Source organism: Pimelobacter simplex (assembly GCF_900114845.1).
In the GTDB taxonomy this organism is placed as follows: Bacteria; Actinomycetota; Actinomycetes; order Propionibacteriales; family Nocardioidaceae; genus Nocardioides; species Nocardioides simplex.
Genome location: NZ_FOUK01000003.1, coordinates 825599 through 841085, shown reverse-complemented (window position 1 = coordinate 841085; position 15487 = coordinate 825599). Strand labels below are relative to the sequence as shown.

Below are 15487 nucleotides of genomic sequence, written 5' to 3'. Positions count from 1 at the left end.
GGAAGCGGTTACGGGCCATGTCAGGCGGCCTCGTCGATGACGGCGTCGAGGTAGCGCGGGTAGAACCAGAGCTCGGACTGGGCCTTGAGGGAGGTCGAGGTGACGGCGAAGATCTGGAGTGGCCCGGGGTCGGTGTAGTGCTGGTCGGCGGCGCCGAAGTCGGCGCCGATGGTCTTGTAGTCGATGCACACGGGGTTGGTCCCGAACGCGCCGGTGCCGCCGTAGATGCTGGGGAGTTTGCCCAGCTCGGCGGGTCGGATCTCGATCCAGGTCATCGAGTCGGCGTCACGGACCCAGGTCAGGGAGCCCTCGGTGAGGTTGAAGAGCCAGAACTCGTCCCAAGACATGTTCGCGGTGCCGGCGATGGTGATCTCGACGAGCTGGTTGCCCTCGACCTCGACCGGCGGGAGGAGCATGGCGGCGAGGTTGATCGCGCGGTAGCCGCTGGTGACCGGGACCTCGATCGAGCCGGAGTCGGTGACGCCGGAGCCGATGGTGGCCGCGCCGGTGGAGTCGACGATGCGCGTCGTCCAGGTCAGGGTGCCGGCGGTGGTGACGTTGAGCCGGCCGACGAGGCCGTGCATCCCGTCGCGGAGCTTGGTCGCCTGGATCCGGAAGACCGCCGGGGTCGCGAGGGTGTTGCGGGCCCCGGAGATCATCGTCGTGTCGACGGTCGCGCCGCCGGAGGTCAGGAACGGCCGCAGCGGTGGCGCGAGAGCAGCGTTCTTCGTGCTGTAGACGAGGATGTCGTTGCCCAGCGGCCCAGGCGTCGGGGTGGTGGAGTCGTAGAGGCGGATCGCGGCCTGGGTGGGCGCGGACCCGAGGATGATCGCGGCGCGGGAGCGCTGACGGTTCGTGCTGCTCGACACGATCAGGTTGGTGTGGGCGACCTCGGCGACCGCGATCGATGCCGACGGCGCCGCAGGCTGCGCCGGTGCCGCGAGCGAGATGGACAGCCGGTCGAAGTCCGCGGCGGTGAAGTAGTAGTCCAGGTATCCGCTGACCAGGCTCGGCGTCACCGCGATCGGGGTGATCGTGCTCAGGGTGCCCAGGCCACGCTTGAACGTCGGGTCGGTAGCCACGCCGGCCACGGAGGCGGCCGCCGAGATCCGCAGGTAGGGCAGCGCGCCCGGTGCGGCGGTGACCCCGGTGCGTCGCAGCTCGAGCGACCGGGGCCCGTAGACGCCCACCGGGGCGCCGGAGGTGATCACGCTTCCGCCGGCCGAGGTCGGGCTCGGCTTGGCGACCTCGACCGTAGTCGAGCCGGAGGGCGTGCCGGTCCATCCGCTGTAGCCGGTCGCGCCGTTGGTGTTCGTCCCCATGAGGAAGGACCGAGCGCCGACGGCGCCGGCCGGGACGCGCTCCATCATGAAGTTGGAGGCGTAGATCTTCTCCCCGGCGACCGGGGCGTAGGCGTGGACCAGCGCGAGGCGGATGCGGGTCGTTCCGGCGGGCACGGTGTAGTACCCCTGGATGGTCTTGTAGACCCAGCCGTTCGCGTCCGCGCCGCCGGCAATCGCCACCAGGCTGCCGATCTCGGTCTGCCCGCTACTGGTCGCGCCGTTCCACTGGTCGACGACGAGCTTGATGGTGCTGCCGTCCTTGACCGCCCCGCCCCCGCCGGTCGCGGTGACGCGGACCGCGACCTCGTTGCGCAGGTAGATCCGGTCGCCGGGCGCGACGACGTGCGCGGAGGAGCCCTGGACGGCCTCGGCGAGCATGCGCCGGTTCGCGACGCCGGTGATGGGCCGCAGCTGGAACGCCGTGCCCAGGATGTCGACCCACGTGTGGTCCATCGGCGGGGTCACCGAGGCCGCCTGCACTGCCACGACGTCGGTGCCGGGGTCGGCCGTCCACTGGCCGATGCCCTGGACCGGGGAGGGGTTGAGGATCTCGTTGGTCCGCTGGACCGTGCCGAACCCGTAGGCGGTGGGGACGGTCCACCCGGAGGCGGAGTCGCAGGTGTCGATGACCGTCTTGGTCTCGCTCGCGGGCGGGACCGGCAGCGCCGGCACGGTGACCGGGTCCGTCGGGCGGGAGAACGGGTGCCGCGACATCGTGACGGTGAAGTAGCGGCACTCCTGGACCTCCTCGTCGAGGTCCCAGTCGTTGCCCTCGTCGCGCTCCGGGTCCGCGGCGTAGACGTCGTAGACACAGGTGGCGGCATCCTCGAGCGGAGAGACCCACACCAGCGGCGGGATCGGGTCCGCAGACGCATTCGCGGCAAGGGCGGCGGCGGCCTTCGCAGCCGCCGGTCCGGCCGCCTTACCGTCCGGCGCCGACACGCGAAGCTGCAGCACCGTCTCGGCGTTGTCGTGGCCGTTCATGACCGCGAGCGAACCGTCGACCTGCAGCGACTTCACGAACTCGGTTAGCGCCTTGGCAGTGCCGAGCTTGGTGCCATCAGCCATGGCCTCGATCACGAACTCCGCGTCCGGGTCGACCGTGTCGCCAGCGAGGCGGAGGTCGCCCCACGTCAGCGAGTGCGGCTGGCTCATGCAGTCTCCTCCGGCTCGATCGGGATCTCGGGAGCGAGCAGCGCACGGTCGGCCTCGAGCCGTGCCTTCTCGGCCAGGCAGGCGGCGAGCTTCGCCTCGGCGGCCTCCAGGTCGGCACGGGCCTGGGCGATCCAGCCCTCCTGCAGCCCGATGCTGTTGGCGCCGCCGTCGAGTTCAGCGAGCCGCTGGTCGATCAGCGGCACGGTTGGGCTCAGCGTGGCGTCGGCCGGGCTGGGTTCGATCTGCTCGGTCACGTCATTTTCCGTTCCGGCCGCGGTGGCCCTTGGAGTTGCCGCGGTTGCGGCTTTGACGGTCTTCCTTGTGCTCGGCCTTGATGGCCTTCTCGATCGCGTCGAGACGCCCGTTGGCCTGGCGCAGTTCGCGGACCTGCGCCGCCAGTTCCTTGGCGTAGGTCGCGGCGGCCGCGTCGCCGGCCTTGGTGGCGTACTGCTCGCGCAGGTTGAGCGCGGAGACGTATTTGGCGAGGTCAGCGGCCGAGCGGTTCGCGAAATCGGTCAGCGACTGGGCGTCTGGGGCCTCTCGCAGCAGCGCCTCGAGAGCGCCCTCGTTGACGCCCTTGGATCGCAGCGCCTCGATGTCCTTGACGAGCTGGGCACCGTTGAGGTTGTCGCCGTTGAGGACGGCCATGACGTCGTCGAACGATCCGCCGGCCGACCACACGTCGTTGTTGGGGAACAGGCCAGACCGGACGCGGTCGCTCGCTGCGCCGCGGATCGAGTCCATCTTGGCGATGACGCGGTCGCGGGCCTCGGTCTCGTCGTCGACCGCCTTCTGGGAGCGCTTGAGCGCCCGGTTCAGGCCCTTGAGCGACTTGGGCAGCTCGTACTGGATGAGCTCGATGGCCTTCATGCCGTCCGGCAGCCACGTCGGGTTCTTCCCGCCGCCGCTCTGTCCGACCGGTCCGAGGGCCGAGGACCACGACGGATTACGGCCGGCCGTGCCGCCTCCGGCGAGACCGCGCGTCATCATCCGCTCGGCGACCTCGCGGCGCGACATGCCGCGGTTGATGTCCTTCAGTTCGGGCCGGAACTCGTCGGCCTGCCCGCTGCGGTTGGAGATGACCTCCTCGCGCGGGGCGAGCCGGTAGAGCATGTAGTCGCGGTAGCCGCGGCCGTCGTCGGGAACGGTCGAGCCGTCAGCGCTGCCCTGAGCGTCGAAGCCAGGGACGGCGGGAGGGATGGAGGGCTTGGGCTTCTTCCCCGGCTTCCCGGGCTTGGGGACGTTCTCATAGAAGTTGCGGAAGGTCGTTGTGACCGTGACGTTCCGGTCTCGGATGTCATTCAGTCGCGCGATGATCGCGTTGATCGACGGAGTCGCCTGGTCCATGAGCTTGACCAGCGCCTTGCGCTCCTTCTCTGTGAGCTTGTACTTCCGAACCAGCGCGTCGACCGCCGACTCGGTCTGCGGGATGCCGTTCGCCTTGATGTCGGTGCGGACATCCTTGGGCAGCGAGTCGAACGCTGCCTTGGCGTCTTCGAGGTTCTCGCGGTCGTACTCGAACGCCAGGCGAGTGCTGACTTCTTCTGGGAAAGCCACCAGCTCGCGCGCGAGGTCTTCGGCCTCCTCGCGAGTCTTGCCCTGGGCCATCGCGAACCGTTCGATCTGGCTCCGGACCTTGTCGTAGGTCAGGCCGGAAGCCTGAGCGGCCTCCATGTCGCGGTTCCAGACGTCGGCCATCTCTCGCGCGATCGTCATGTTCTGCTGACCAGCCTCGGTGAACTCGTCGAAGCCGTCCTTGCCGTTCTTCATCTGCTCGCGCGCCTGCATGACGGCGGCACCCCAGGCGTACTGGGCGTCGATCGCGCCGCGGGATGTGGCCTGCTGCTCGTTGAGAGCCCCGATGAGCCGCTGGAGGCCGTAGGCGGACTCGGCGGCGATCAGGCCGCCCTGGCGCATTGCGTCGTTGAACTCCTGCTGCTGAGCCTCGGCGGCAGAGAGCGCGCCCGGGAGCGCGCCGGCCAGCTCGACCGTCTTCGAGAACTGGCCTCCGGAGATGAGGTCTTTCCAGCCTGCCGAGAGGGTGTCGCCGAAGGTCCAGTCGTCGAGGTACTTCTGGTTGTCGGCAACGAAGGCGTCGAGCTGTCCGCGGATCGCCTCGGGGTCCATCGAGTCGATGGCGGCCTGCATGCCCTCGATGCCCTTGGTGGCCTCGCCCGACGCGGAGGCGAAGTCCATCATCAAGCCGATGCCGCCACCCATCGCGGCGCCCCAGGGGCCCGCAAACGAACCCGCCAGGGCGAGTGATGCCGTGTTCGTCAGGCCGATGCCGTCAGCCGCGCCAGACGCAGCGACCGCGAGCCCTGCGACGGGGGCTGCGCCCTTTGCTGCCTGGGACGAGAACGAGCGGACGGACTTGCGCGCCGCCAGCGTCTGCTCCGAGGCGTACTTGGACGACTGCCCCATCCGGTACGCGACAGTGCCCCACTCCTTCATGGAGGGTGTCGCCGACTTCAGATCCTTCCCGAGGCCGCGCGTGAAGCCGAAGACCCCTCGCTCGGCCAGTCGGGCCGAGGCCGCGCCGCCGTAGAGCTTGGTCTGCAGGGCGGCGGCAGCCTGGAGGCCACGGGAGTAGAGCGCGAGCGCGGCGACGCCGGCCAGGATCGGGGTGCCGAGGTCGCTGTCGGCGATCGCCGACACGGCGTCGCCGAAGATCTCGATAATCTTGAGCGAGGGACCACCGAGGGGTGCGAGCGCCTCGATTATCTGGAGGATCGCGTCGCCGATCGCACCGGCGGCAGCAGCGACTCGAGGACCGTTGGTCTCGATGTAGTCGATGAACTCCTGGAATCCGTCGGAATCCTTCAGCTCCTCCGACCACTTCGCGAAGTCGCGAGACTGCTCAAGGAGCCAGTCACCGAACTGGTTGTTGGTCGGCTGGAACGCCATCCACAGCTCAGCCAGCCCCTTGGAGAGGTTCCCGACCGTCCGGAGGAGGTCTTCGACAGCGCCGGGCGCCTCCTGCTCAACGAAGGACCAGAACTCGTCCCACTCAGGGCCCGCGAGGGCGTCGGCGCCTTCTGCGATCAGGTCACCGCCGCGGCGGCCGATCAGTTCGGAGATGTCGGCGAACCGGGGCCCGAGCCGGTCGAAGTCCTTGAGCGCCTCCGTCAGCCCCGGGAACCAGCCCGCCGCCGAGGCGTCGCGAATGTAGGTGAGGGTCGGCCGGATCTTGTCGAACTCACGCACGAACTTCCGCGCGTCCGGCCCGAGGCGCTCCATTTCCTCGCGGGCCTTCTGCAGGTTCTCGGCCGTCGGCTCGATCGCTGCCTTGTTCGCCGCCTTGAGGGCGTCTCCAACCCCCTGGGACGCTGCGACGAGCGAGATGGCGCCGATGGCCGCGAACCCGAGCTGGGAGGCGAGTCCAGTGACGGCGGGGACGGCGGTGCCAGCAATGGGGATCGCCGAGGGGCCGAGGACAGCCATGAGGTCCGCGAAGATCCGCACTCGCCCCGAGAGGCGGTCGATCTCGGGGCCAGCCTTGCGCGAGGAGCGACCAATGTCGTCGATCCCGTCGGACACGGTCGGAAGGGTCTTCTTGACCCGCACCCCGGCGCCATCAACGTGGTCGAGCGTGGCGCCGAACATGGCCGCAGCGGCGGTCATCTTCGCCATCGACGTCGAAAAGCCAGCGTCCTCAGCGGAGACGCGGACCGATTCCAGACGCACCGACATGGGGCCTCCTCACGCGGGGGTTGTCGAGACAGATCGCGGCGAGTGCGGCTACGGTCCGTGTTCATGAGCGATGTGCAGACCGACGACCTGACGTTCGTCCGCCGCGACATCGGCCTGGCGCTCCTCGGTGCGCTGGTGGCGAACGTCGGGGTCGGACTCGGGGCCCTCGATCAGGCGTTCTTCGCGCTCGCGGGCATCGCGGGCGTCTGGGTCTTCGTGGTCCTGTGGCACCTCGGCTGGCGCCTCGCCTTTCCGCGTCGAATGGCGCCAGGCGGTCAGGATCGCGTGATGCTAGTTGTTGCCACGCTCGGCGGGCTTGTGCTCGCGGGGCTGCTGGCCGTCGTCGCGATCTTGCTGCTCGACTGACTTCTTCCCGCGGTATCGGACCGAGACGCGGCGGCCGTCGCCGGGACGCTTGCGGGTGGACGGGATCTTGTCCTCGTCACCCATCGCCTTGAGCGCCTTCTTGTCGGCGGCGTGCTGGATGCGGTCGTTCTTGGCGACGCCAGCGCACACGGGGCAGTGGTCCACCTCGATCGCGAAGTGGTTGTCCAGGTCGGAAGTCAGTGAGACGTGGTACCCGCACCCTGAGCAGACGCCGGCCTCGTAGAGCCGCAGCTCAAGCATCTTGGCGACCTCGGAGTCAGACCACTCGGCCTCGCGGTGGATGACCGTGTAGCCGGTGAGGTTGCCCTCGGCGTCGTAGTGCTCGTGGTGCTCGGACGGCTCCCAACCGTTGAGGCGCCGTTCGGAGATGCCGAGGTCGAAGGCTAGGCGTCGGCGCTCACGATCGAAGTGGTCGAGTGCGAGTCGCTCAGGGCTTTTGGGAGGACGGTGACCTTCGACTCCTGCATCTCCACTACGCGACGGACCAGCCCGATCATGTCGGCCGGCGCGATCCGCTTGCGAAGCCAGCCAGACCAGTCGCCCTCCGGGATGGGCTCGCCCTCCCACGACTCGGCCCAGTCGCCGAGGTCGCGCATCAGGTCGGTGGTGTTGACGACGTTGTTGCCGTGGCGTGCGTCGGAGACGTTGTCTTCGCGGGGCGGGTGCTCGTCCTTGTAGGTCTGCCAGGCGTCACCGTCGATGCCACGGAGCACGAGGTCACCTTCGTACTCGCGCATCCGATCCCACAGACTCGCGAGTTCGGCCTCGATCTCGGCGACCCGAGGGGGCATGATCGCCTCCTCCGCGACCTCATCGCTGAGGGGGCCGTCGCCACGCTCGCCGCCCTTGCGGACGCGAGCCTTCGACTCCTTCGCCTCGTCGCTGACCGCCGGCTCGGCGGCGTTGGCGTTGATGACGAGGTCGGCCTTCTCGGCAGAGAGGCGCTGGACCTCGCCGAGGAGCTCGAGGTTGAGGCAGAGGCGCTCGGAGCGGGTGGGGAGCTTGGCGGCCTTCTCGGCGCGCAGCTCTGCGAGGGTCTTGGGCATGGGGTTCTCCTGCCGAGTGGTTGCCGAGTGGGCCCCGTCCGCGACTCGGCAGCGCGGACGGGGCCGTCTTGGGGTGGGTCAGGCCGCGACGACGCCGTTGATGGGCTCGCCGCCGTCGGCGTAGATCACGGACTGGGTGATCGAGAACTGGTCGAACTCGCCGTCACCCGTGCGGCCGCGCCGCTGGCGGCCCAGCTTGACCTTGTGGGCGATGTAGGAGTCGCCGGCCACGAAGGTGGAGCCCTTGCCGTCCATGCCCTGGAACTCGAGCAGGATCTTGGTCGTGCCCGGGGTCATGAGCGTGCGGGCCTCGTTGCCGGGGGCGGCGTCGTCCTCCTGCGGGAGGTGGCTGTACTGCAGGTCGGTGATGGTGTCGGTGGTGTTGCCGAACTCCTGGGGCACCTTGCGGCTGCACATCTTGCGGGGGCCCTCGCCGACGTTCTCGCCGCCCTCGGAGACGAAGTCGCCGTAGAGGTGGCAGGTGAGGATCTCGCCCGCGGTGACGGCGGTGAGCGGGATGGCGGCGAGGTTGGTCGCGGTGTCGAGCACCACGAGTCGGGAGTACCCCTGGGACTTCTGGGTCTCGGGCATGGTGACGGTCATGTCAGTCCTCCTGGGAAGGCGGGTTGGTGATCGGGCTGTCGCCGGTCGACGCAGCCGGGGCGGACGACGCAGCCGACGCCGCCTTCTTCGCCGCCGCCTTGTCGGCGACGGACGTCTTGGGCTTGACCGGCCGCCCGCCGGACCGGGTCTCGGGGCGGGGGTTGCCGGAGCGGGTGCGGGTGGGCTCGTCGAGGACGGTCAGGCCGCGACGCTCGGCGTCGGCGCGGCCGACGTTGAACTCGGTGTCGCCGACGCGGACGCGGACCAGGTCGGTGGCGAGATCGGACATGAGGACTCCTTGTGGTCGATCGACTCAGAGGGCGTGCGTGTACTGCTCGGCGCCGGAGAACCAGCCGTTGTCCGGGCCGGCAGGGCGAGCGGTCTCGAACTGGATCGGGGTCGTGACCTGGCCGGCGACCGGGAGGCACTGGAACTCGAGTGCGATCCGGCAGGTGTCGAGCGTCTTGTGGACGTTGTCGACGCTGGCCTGGGACACGGCACGGAGCAGGGTTCGGTAGCCGGCGACGTCGGAGACCGCGCTGGCCTTGGGGTTGCCGCCGAAGCGCCGGGTCACGATGACCTCGACGTACTCGGTCGGCCGGTCAGCGGGCACCTGGCCGAGCGGGTAGGCGCGGCACTTCGGCGGCAGGGCAGCATTCAGTGCCTCGACGATGGCGTCGAGGTTGGTGGCCGTGGACATCTACCGGAACCCGGCTCGCTGGAACAGGCCGCCGAGTTCGTCGCCGATGGCCTTGGGGAACTCGACGGCGAGGATGTCGACGGAGCGGTCGAGGTTCTGGTGCGGCGACGCCTGGTTGATCGACCCGAACTCGTAGCCGCTGGCCTTCGAGCCCTGCGGCAGCGCGGAGTCGGGCCCGTACTCCCAGTCCAAGTCCCCGCGGCGCTCGGTGGTGAACGAGGGGGCGTAGTCGATGTCGACGTCGGAGTGCATCGTGTGCTGCTCGGACGCGAAGCCCTTGGCGGCGTCGTTGCCGCGCTTGGCGGCCTCCTTGACGACCTTCGCCACCTGAGGGTGGAAGCGGCGCTCGATCGTGGTCATGTCGTCGACCAGCTCGTCGATCTGGTGCTGCACGTGGACGCGCATCAGACCTCCAGCTCGATGACGTCGAGACGCCGTGCGGTGGCGTAGGACTTCACGGGCACCGAGACGACCATGTAGCGGCGCCCGAGCAGAGCGAGGTCGGCGTCCGAACCGACCGCGAGCACGACGTACTCCCACGCGCCACCGACCTGGCCGCGCTCCTCGCCCGGGTTCGGGATCTTCGCGGTGATCGGGATGTGCAGACCGCTGGCAAGCACGGGACGGTCGGTGCCGCCGATCTTGATGTAGCGGGTCGGGGTGTCGCCGCCGGCCTGGGCGCCGGCCTGGACCTTCCCGAACGTCTGGCCCTCGAACGTGAAGGTGGGGATGTCGTAGCCGTCGGCGTCCTTGGTGAGGCCGGTGGGGGAGTAGGCGGCCAGGGTGAGGGTCATCATCGACTCGGCCTGGCGTCGCAGCTCGGGGAGGGCGGCGGTGATGTCGTCGTTGATGGTGGGCTCGAGGCTCACGAGATGTCCTGGGGGGATCGGATGGCGATGGTGTAGCTGGTGGCGTTGACTGCGGGGCCGAAGAGGCTCCAGAGGTCGTCGGTGATGTCGGCGGGCGTGACGGGGTCGTAGCGGCGGGTGACGTTGCCGTCGTCGACCGAGACGGTGATGCTGGTCGCGCCTCCACCGGCGAGGAGGGGGCGGGCCTTGGCGGCGGCGATCTCGGTCTCGACGTACTTCACGGCGTCGGGGTCGAGGTCAGCGATGGGGCCCAGGCGTGCCTTGAGGTGGAGTTCGACGCCGTTGAGCCAGTAGGTGATCTGGTGCTGCTGCTCGGGGGTGAGCGAGTCGGAGGGGCGGCCGAGGGCGACCGCTACGTCTTGCCAGGTGGCGAGTGCCATGACCGCCCCTCCTTCGTGCTCAGGACCGCCGGGTGGCGGTCTTCTTGGCGGTCCGCTTCGCGGCGGGCTTGGCCGGCGCCTCGGCCTCGTCCTCGACCTGGGCGTCAGCCTTGGTCTCGGTCTCGGCGTCGGGCTGGGTGTCGGTCGTGGCGTTGGCGCGTCCCTGCTTGGCGGAGCCGGGGTCGGAGATGTCGAGGTCGCCGCGGTCACTGGTGTCGGGGACCTCGACGGCGGCAGCCTCGGCTGCCGTCTTCCCCTCGACCAGTCGAGCCTGGGCGAACTCGGTCTCGCGCTTGTCCTGCTTGCCGGCGTCCTCGGCGAACACCTCGCCGGGACGGATGCCCGCGGGCCCGGAGGCGTGGATCTCGGGGGAGATCACGTCCGAGCCGTGGGGGTTGCCCTGGCCGGCGTTGGTGGGGGCGAGGAAGTCCTCGGGCTCGGGGTCGACGGCTGCGTCGCGCAGCCGGGTGCCGACGGTGACCTCGGTGAGGTCTCGCGGGTCCGGCGGCTCGGGTGCAGCGTGGGGGTTCTCGGTCTCGCCGTCCACGGTGTAGCCCGCGGCTCGGTAGTAGTTGAGAGCCGCCTCGTCCTCGACCTCGGCGACGCCGTCGGTGAAGACGGCGCCGCCGGGCCCGGGGCCGGCGTAGTGCTTGTTGGGGGCCTCGACCTTCGCCATGGCTACCAACTCCCTTCTGTCTCGGTCCCGGCTCTTGGTCAGGAGAGTCGGATGTTGCGGCGGACCGCGGCGGCCTTGGTGGCCTTGAGGGCGACCGAGACGGGGCCCAGCTCGACCTCTCCGGTCTTGACCGCACCGGCGGTGGTGAAGTCCGGCAGCCACGTGTTGATGAGCGGCTGGCCGGCCAGGGAGACGCCGTGGAAGCCCTGCATGCCCAGGCGCACGGCGTACAGGTCGGTGTAGTTGCCGGCCTGGCCGCCCACGGTCTTGGCGGTGACGGGGATGACGTCGGTGTTCGTGCCGGCCTTGGTGCCCATGTCGACGATCCAGACGTTGCCGAACTTCTCGACGCGGATGGTGCCCTCGGGGCCCTCGTCGATGATGACGGGGTCGCTGACGTACATGCTGGCCCGGCGGGCGATGCCGCGGAGCTTGGTGAGCAGCTTGGTGTTGCCGAGCAGGGCGGTGGCGGGGCCGTTGAGCATGGCGAGCAGCTCGTCGACCACGTCGATGGCCGCGAACGCGGTGTCGTTGCCGGCCGCGACCGTGGTCCAGTCGGTGCCGGCGGCGGCGCCCAGCTCGGTCGAGGAGCCGGTGAGGGCCTTGGACAGGCCGTCGAAGCCGTTGGCGTCGACCGCGGTGTCGCCGTTAATGATGGCGTCGTTGAACGCGGCGACGGCGCCCTCGATCTTGTTCTTCATCTGGAACTCGGTCTCCGCGGCGGCGGCGACCTTGTCGAGAACGCGGTCGATCTGGAACGACCCGCCGAGCGGCTTGAGGTCGGTGGAGAACCGCTGCTTGGTGACCTCCTGCGGCGTGTACTCGCTGTTGATCGCGCGGAAGCCGGCGGTGGCCTGCGTGATCTGGCGGTTGTAGCCGTAGGTGAGGGTGCCGCCGGCACCGGCGCCGTTGACGGCGTCGTGGAAGGGCAGGTTGCCCACCAGCCACGACTGCTTGAGGAACTCGTTGATGACGAAGAGGTCGACGTCGTCGGTGGTGTTGAGCTTCGCCTGGGCGAGGGAAACGGGCATTGCTGTGCTCCTTCTTTGCTCTGCCCGTAGTGCCTACGGGTCAGTGGGTCTGGGCGGCGAGCCGGTTGGCGATCGCCTCACCCAGCGACCCCGCCCGGGCGGGCGGGTTCGGTCGGGGGCCGCCGGGGAACGGCGGGGTGGCCGGGACGGCCGGGGTGGTCTTGAAGACGGGGTCGGCCTCGACCGCGGTCTCGATGGCAGCGCTGACCGCGTCGGCGTCGGTGGGGTCGACGTCCTTGAGGGAGGCCAGGAACGTGGCGGAGTCGAGCAGCCGGGCCGCGTTGGCCTCGTGCTTTCCGGCGGCCTTGAACACGGCGAGCTGCAGGTTCGCGGTGCGGGCGTTGTTGCGCTCGGTGGCGATCTCGGAGGCCAGGGCGTCCGGGTCGGGCGGGGCGTCGTCGTCCTTCTTGAGGCCCAGGGCCTTGGCGAGGGCGTCCATCTGCTGCTGGTGCGCGGTCTGCATCTCGCTGACCTGGGTCTCCAGCGCCTGGCGCTTGTCGCGTTCCTTGGCGAGGTCGGCGAGGATCGCGTCCTTGCCGCCCTTAGAGGGGTCGGGCTCGGCCGGCGGGTTGGCTGGGTCCGCCGGAGGCGTCGGGCTCGGCGCGGGAGCCGGGTCGGCCGGAGCCGGGGTGGGGTCGGGGTTCGGGGTGGGGTCGCCCATCTCGGGTTCTCCTGAGGGTTGCGGGCGCTCCCTCGCGGAGCAGCCCTGTGGGCCCCGTCCGCGTCTCGCGGCGGGAGTCGGTGAGGGTCGAGTGGCGTCGGTGGCGATCCAGTGGCCCGGATGGCGCTGTCGGCGTACACTCGAAGGTGAAGCGGGGCGGCCTCGGTGTTAACTGGGGATGCGCCCCGCTTTGTTAGTTCAGCGGGACCCTGATCAGCCGGCCGTGGCTCATGACCCACAGGCGCTCGATCTTGCGGCCCGCGGTGTGGTTGTAGTCGCGCAGGGCCTCGAGAGCCTCCGGCGCTACGTCGCGGTCTCCGACGTCAACCACGACGTTCGCGACTGTCGGACGGCGCTTGTTCTTGGCTGTGGCCTTCGCGATCTGTCGAGCGATGTGCTTGGCATCGACCGGGGTCGTCGCACGCAGGCCCTTGTGTTCGACCAGGAGGTCGACCGGGAGCGATGGGTCGAACTCGGCACTGCTGTGCCACGCGAAGTCGTTGGCCGGCAGGGTGCCGATCTCGTCGGCGCCGTTAGACCCGGTCGGAATCCACGAGATGCGCTGGCCGAGTCCGGTGACCATCCGCTCGGCGAACCGGACCTCGTCGTCCTCGAGCGACTCGCCAGAGGCGGTGAACTGCTCGCCTTCGAGTGCAGCTTGTCGGGCATTCCAGTACCGCACGTAGTCCGGGTCGCCCGGCTCGGGTTCCGGCGCGGGCGTAGGCGGCTGCGGTGGCCGTGGCGGCTGCGGTGGCCCGTCTCCTGAGGAGCTGTCGGCGCTTGGCGCGGGGGTGCGTCGGCGGCTGGACAGGTCGACGTAGCCGTTGTCGGACAGCAGGTCGACGAGGGCGTCGCGGTCCTCGCCGGCCGCGCGGAAGATGCCCTCGGGTGTCATCTTGCCGTTGCGGGCCAGAACGTGGCCGGACTCCTTGAGTCCAGCGGCCTTCGCGCGGACGTTGACGACCTGGTTGAAGTCGGCGTCGTGCTCGAGGATCGCCCGCCGGTCGGCCTTCGACAGGCCGGTGACGAGTCCGCGGCGAGCGAGGTCGACGGGGTCCTGCACGAGGTCGCGGTTGGCGAGCGTCGTGGGGATCATGACGCAGTCGCAGCCGGGGTGGCGCAGGAACCCGGTGGAGTAGCGGTAGACCCGGCCAGCCAGGACCACGCAGCGTGAGCACGAGGGCGGGTCGAGGTAGCGGACGTGTCCGATGTCCTCGCGGACCGCCACGGCGACCTCTTCGGCTGCCCGGCCTGCGTCTTGGACGAGGGACTCGACGAGGCGGTCGAAGCCGAGGTCGCCGGCCTCGTCGAGCATCGCCTCGAGCATCTGGACCGAGGTGGTGAACGCGGCCGAGTTCAGCAGCGCGTCCGCGGCGGCGTCGAGCGACTGCTCATCGAGCATCGCGGCCACAGCGCGGCTGGCGAGCTGGGCCTGTGCGACCTGGTACTTCGCGACGACCGTCCCGACGGCGATGGTGCCGCGGGATCGGACCCGGCGGGCCTCCCGGGCGGCCGAGCGGGCGGTCAGCGCGGAGCGGCGGTAGTGCTCAGTTGCGGTCCGCAGCATCGCGGCGCACCTGGTCCGCGACGGCGGCGGTGATCGGGTCGAGGAGCTGCCGCTGGCGCTTCTCGGCCCAGTCCTTCACGTCGTCCCCGTCGGCGTTGAAGTACCGCTCCCAGGCGACCTCTTCGGGCATCCCGGCGCTGATGGCGACCTTGGCGGCGTTGGCCTGCTCGGTGTCGGTGACGAACTCCGGGTTGCGCCACTCGGTGCTCATCCGGTTCATGTTGGGCACCGACTTTCCGGCGGCCTTGAGCACGAGCCGGTTGACGTCCTCCCACGAGTCGTCCTCTTCGGCCATCCGGTCGCGAGTGCGGGATACCTCGGAGGACTGGGCGAGCTTGAGACCGTCGGCGGCGACGTTGACGAGCTTGCCCATGATCGAGTCCGCCGAAGTCGGCACCAGCACGGCGCAGTCGATGACGTCGTCACGGACGGCGTCGAGCATCTGCTTGATGTCCTCGGCCTGGAGCTGGCCGTACTTGCCCTCGGGGTTCTCGTTGACGAACATCCGGTTCACGGCCTTGACGAAGCCCTCGACGGGCTCCTTGGTGACCGGGTCGCGGGGGATCTTGAGGCCGGTGGCCCACATGGCCTTGAACGCGCCCTGGTCCTGCATCGCCATCCGGTCCAGCAGCGACTTGTTGAGCCGCTTCTGCGCAGGCAGCGCCCGGTGCCACTCCGGCACGGGAGCGTCGAGCATCCGGGACCGGTTGGGGAACGGCACCAGTGCGACCTCTCCCAGCGAGTTCGTGCCGGTGCCCCGCTCCTGCAGTTCCCAGGACGGCTTCATCGACAGCGCCGAGCGGGCTTGAGTGGCGTAGACCCGGGTCTTGGCGGCGTAGGTGAACACTCCTTCGCTGCCGAGGTCGAGGAACGCCATGATGAGCGGCCCGCCGACGGCGGTCTCGTCGAGCCACACCTTCAGGCCGGCAACCCGAGTCCGACTGCTCCCGGGCGCGTACTCGACGATGCACTGCTCGGGGTGCTCCGGCGTCATCTTCGGAACGCCGGAGTTGGGGTCGACCATCACGTATGCCTCTGAGAGCGAGTGCTTCTCGTGACGCACGAGCCGGGAGCCGCGGTCGAAGTTGTTGGCCTGCCAGACGTCCCAGATGTCGTCATTCGGCTTGCCGTCGACCTTGAACCCGGCGATCCGCATCCGCGCCAGCGGGGCATCCGAGACGACGCCGAGCATGTTGAGCCCGACCGTCTCCAGGAGGCGCTGGAACAGTTCCTCGGCGTCCGCATAGCCCTGCGGCGCGGGGTGGGCGCCGGTGTACCAGGCGTTCCACGTCTTGATCGTCGGCTGACGCTCGCGCAGCTTCTTGTACAGCCGGTCCAGCCACCAGTCGGGAGTCCCAGGCTCAGCCATCAAAGGG

The 15487-nt window shown here is 69.6% G+C and carries 17 protein-coding genes; 1 reads left to right on the top strand and 16 read right to left on the bottom strand.

All coding sequences use genetic code 11. The features are described 5' to 3' along the window. Nucleotides 1-20: 20 nt before the first annotated feature. The 3 genes from BM223_RS16795 to BM223_RS16785 are packed head-to-tail and all read right to left on the bottom strand — an operon-like array spanning nt 21 to nt 6191. On the bottom strand, nt 21-2498 hold the full coding sequence (locus tag BM223_RS16795) for a hypothetical protein (RefSeq protein WP_075018642.1): 2478 nt from the start codon (nt 2496-2498) through the stop codon (nt 21-23). Further along, nucleotides 2495-2752: a hypothetical protein gene (locus BM223_RS16790; protein ID WP_038679831.1), complete on the bottom strand. Its 258-nt coding sequence runs from the start codon at nt 2750-2752 to the stop codon at nt 2495-2497. Before BM223_RS16790 ends, BM223_RS16795 begins: the two co-directional genes overlap by 4 nt. Nucleotide 2753: 1 nt before the next feature. Beyond that, nucleotides 2754-6191 (bottom strand): phage tail tape measure protein, encoded by a 3438-nt coding sequence (locus BM223_RS16785; protein ID WP_141267769.1) that lies wholly within the window; start codon nt 6189-6191, stop codon nt 2754-2756. Nucleotides 6192-6254: 63 nt separating this feature from the next. On the opposite strand from BM223_RS16785, the gene BM223_RS16780 reads away from it, so the two are divergent. Next, the gene (locus BM223_RS16780) at nt 6255-6557 is read left to right on the top strand and encodes a hypothetical protein (RefSeq protein WP_141267767.1); all 303 of its coding nucleotides are present in this window, start codon (nt 6255-6257) and stop codon (nt 6555-6557) included. On the opposite strand, the gene BM223_RS28480 is transcribed toward BM223_RS16780, so the two are convergent. From BM223_RS28480 to BM223_RS16715, 13 genes are all read right to left on the bottom strand, one after another. Further along, a complete protein-coding gene (locus BM223_RS28480) occupies nt 6483-6818 on the bottom strand; it encodes a hypothetical protein (RefSeq protein ID WP_141267765.1) in 336 nt (111 codons plus the stop codon). The genes BM223_RS16780 and BM223_RS28480 overlap by 75 nt on opposite strands. A 143-nt stretch (nt 6819-6961) precedes the next feature. Continuing rightward, a complete protein-coding gene (locus BM223_RS16770; protein WP_038679827.1) occupies nt 6962-7624 on the bottom strand; it encodes a hypothetical protein in 663 nt (220 codons plus the stop codon). 78 nt (nt 7625-7702) lie between these two features. Further along, entirely contained in the window at nt 7703-8227 is a 525-nt protein-coding gene (locus tag BM223_RS16765) for a phage tail tube protein (RefSeq protein ID WP_038679826.1), read from the bottom strand. Between the two features lies 1 nt (nt 8228). Further along, entirely contained in the window at nt 8229-8516 is a 288-nt protein-coding gene (locus BM223_RS16760; RefSeq protein WP_038679825.1) for a hypothetical protein, read from the bottom strand. Between the two features lie 24 nt (nt 8517-8540). Then, nucleotides 8541-8927: a hypothetical protein gene (locus BM223_RS16755; RefSeq protein ID WP_038679824.1), complete on the bottom strand. Its 387-nt coding sequence runs from the start codon at nt 8925-8927 to the stop codon at nt 8541-8543. Continuing rightward, entirely contained in the window at nt 8928-9332 is a 405-nt protein-coding gene (locus BM223_RS16750) for a hypothetical protein (RefSeq protein WP_038679823.1), read from the bottom strand. Next, entirely contained in the window at nt 9332-9796 is a 465-nt protein-coding gene (locus BM223_RS16745) for a DUF6093 family protein (RefSeq protein ID WP_038679822.1), read from the bottom strand. The genes BM223_RS16750 and BM223_RS16745 overlap by 1 nt, the downstream gene beginning before the upstream one ends. Then, nucleotides 9793-10176 carry a hypothetical protein gene (locus tag BM223_RS16740; protein ID WP_038679821.1) on the bottom strand — a complete coding sequence of 128 codons (384 nt, stop codon included), beginning with the start codon at nt 10174-10176 and terminating at the stop codon, nt 9793-9795. The genes BM223_RS16745 and BM223_RS16740 overlap by 4 nt, the downstream gene beginning before the upstream one ends. Before the next feature lie 19 nt (nt 10177-10195). Next, the gene (locus BM223_RS16735; RefSeq protein WP_038679820.1) at nt 10196-10852 is read right to left on the bottom strand and encodes a hypothetical protein; all 657 of its coding nucleotides are present in this window, start codon (nt 10850-10852) and stop codon (nt 10196-10198) included. Between the two features lie 38 nt (nt 10853-10890). Then, nucleotides 10891-11883: a major capsid protein gene (locus tag BM223_RS16730; protein ID WP_038679819.1), complete on the bottom strand. Its 993-nt coding sequence runs from the start codon at nt 11881-11883 to the stop codon at nt 10891-10893. Nucleotides 11884-11923: 40 nt separating this feature from the next. Beyond that, on the bottom strand, nt 11924-12544 hold the full coding sequence (locus BM223_RS16725) for a hypothetical protein (protein ID WP_052138791.1): 621 nt from the start codon (nt 12542-12544) through the stop codon (nt 11924-11926). A gap of 193 nt (nt 12545-12737) precedes the next feature. Further along, the gene (locus tag BM223_RS16720) at nt 12738-14111 is read right to left on the bottom strand and encodes a hypothetical protein (RefSeq protein ID WP_038679818.1); all 1374 of its coding nucleotides are present in this window, start codon (nt 14109-14111) and stop codon (nt 12738-12740) included. Further along, nucleotides 14092-15480, bottom strand: coding sequence for a phage portal protein (locus BM223_RS16715; protein WP_038679817.1), 1389 nt, complete (start codon nt 15478-15480; stop codon nt 14092-14094). Before BM223_RS16715 ends, BM223_RS16720 begins: the two co-directional genes overlap by 20 nt. Between the last annotated feature and the right edge of the window lie 7 nt (nt 15481-15487).

Bases quoted from the DNA above. Each gene is read 5' to 3' on its own strand.
- BM223_RS16795 (WP_075018642.1), bottom strand. From the start codon at position 2,498: ATGAGCCAGCCGCACTCGCTGACGTGGGGCGACCTCCGCCTCGCTGGC.
- BM223_RS16785 (WP_141267769.1), bottom strand. From the start codon at position 6,191: ATGTCGGTGCGTCTGGAATCGGTCCGCGTCTCCGCTGAGGACGCTGGC.
- BM223_RS16780 (WP_141267767.1), top strand. From the start codon at position 6,255: ATGAGCGATGTGCAGACCGACGACCTGACGTTCGTCCGCCGCGACATC.
- BM223_RS28480 (WP_141267765.1), bottom strand. From the start codon at position 6,818: ATGCTTGAGCTGCGGCTCTACGAGGCCGGCGTCTGCTCAGGGTGCGGG.
- BM223_RS16770 (WP_038679827.1), bottom strand. From the start codon at position 7,624: ATGCCCAAGACCCTCGCAGAGCTGCGCGCCGAGAAGGCCGCCAAGCTC.
- BM223_RS16765 (WP_038679826.1), bottom strand. From the start codon at position 8,227: ATGACCGTCACCATGCCCGAGACCCAGAAGTCCCAGGGGTACTCCCGA.
- BM223_RS16760 (WP_038679825.1), bottom strand. From the start codon at position 8,516: ATGTCCGATCTCGCCACCGACCTGGTCCGCGTCCGCGTCGGCGACACC.
- BM223_RS16755 (WP_038679824.1), bottom strand. From the start codon at position 8,927: ATGTCCACGGCCACCAACCTCGACGCCATCGTCGAGGCACTGAATGCT.
- BM223_RS16750 (WP_038679823.1), bottom strand. From the start codon at position 9,332: ATGCGCGTCCACGTGCAGCACCAGATCGACGAGCTGGTCGACGACATG.
- BM223_RS16740 (WP_038679821.1), bottom strand. From the start codon at position 10,176: ATGGCACTCGCCACCTGGCAAGACGTAGCGGTCGCCCTCGGCCGCCCC.
- BM223_RS16735 (WP_038679820.1), bottom strand. From the start codon at position 10,852: ATGGCGAAGGTCGAGGCCCCCAACAAGCACTACGCCGGCCCCGGGCCC.
- BM223_RS16730 (WP_038679819.1), bottom strand. From the start codon at position 11,883: ATGCCCGTTTCCCTCGCCCAGGCGAAGCTCAACACCACCGACGACGTC.
- BM223_RS16725 (WP_052138791.1), bottom strand. From the start codon at position 12,544: ATGGGCGACCCCACCCCGAACCCCGACCCCACCCCGGCTCCGGCCGAC.
- BM223_RS16720 (WP_038679818.1), bottom strand. From the start codon at position 14,111: ATGCTGCGGACCGCAACTGAGCACTACCGCCGCTCCGCGCTGACCGCC.
- BM223_RS16715 (WP_038679817.1), bottom strand. From the start codon at position 15,480: ATGGCTGAGCCTGGGACTCCCGACTGGTGGCTGGACCGGCTGTACAAG.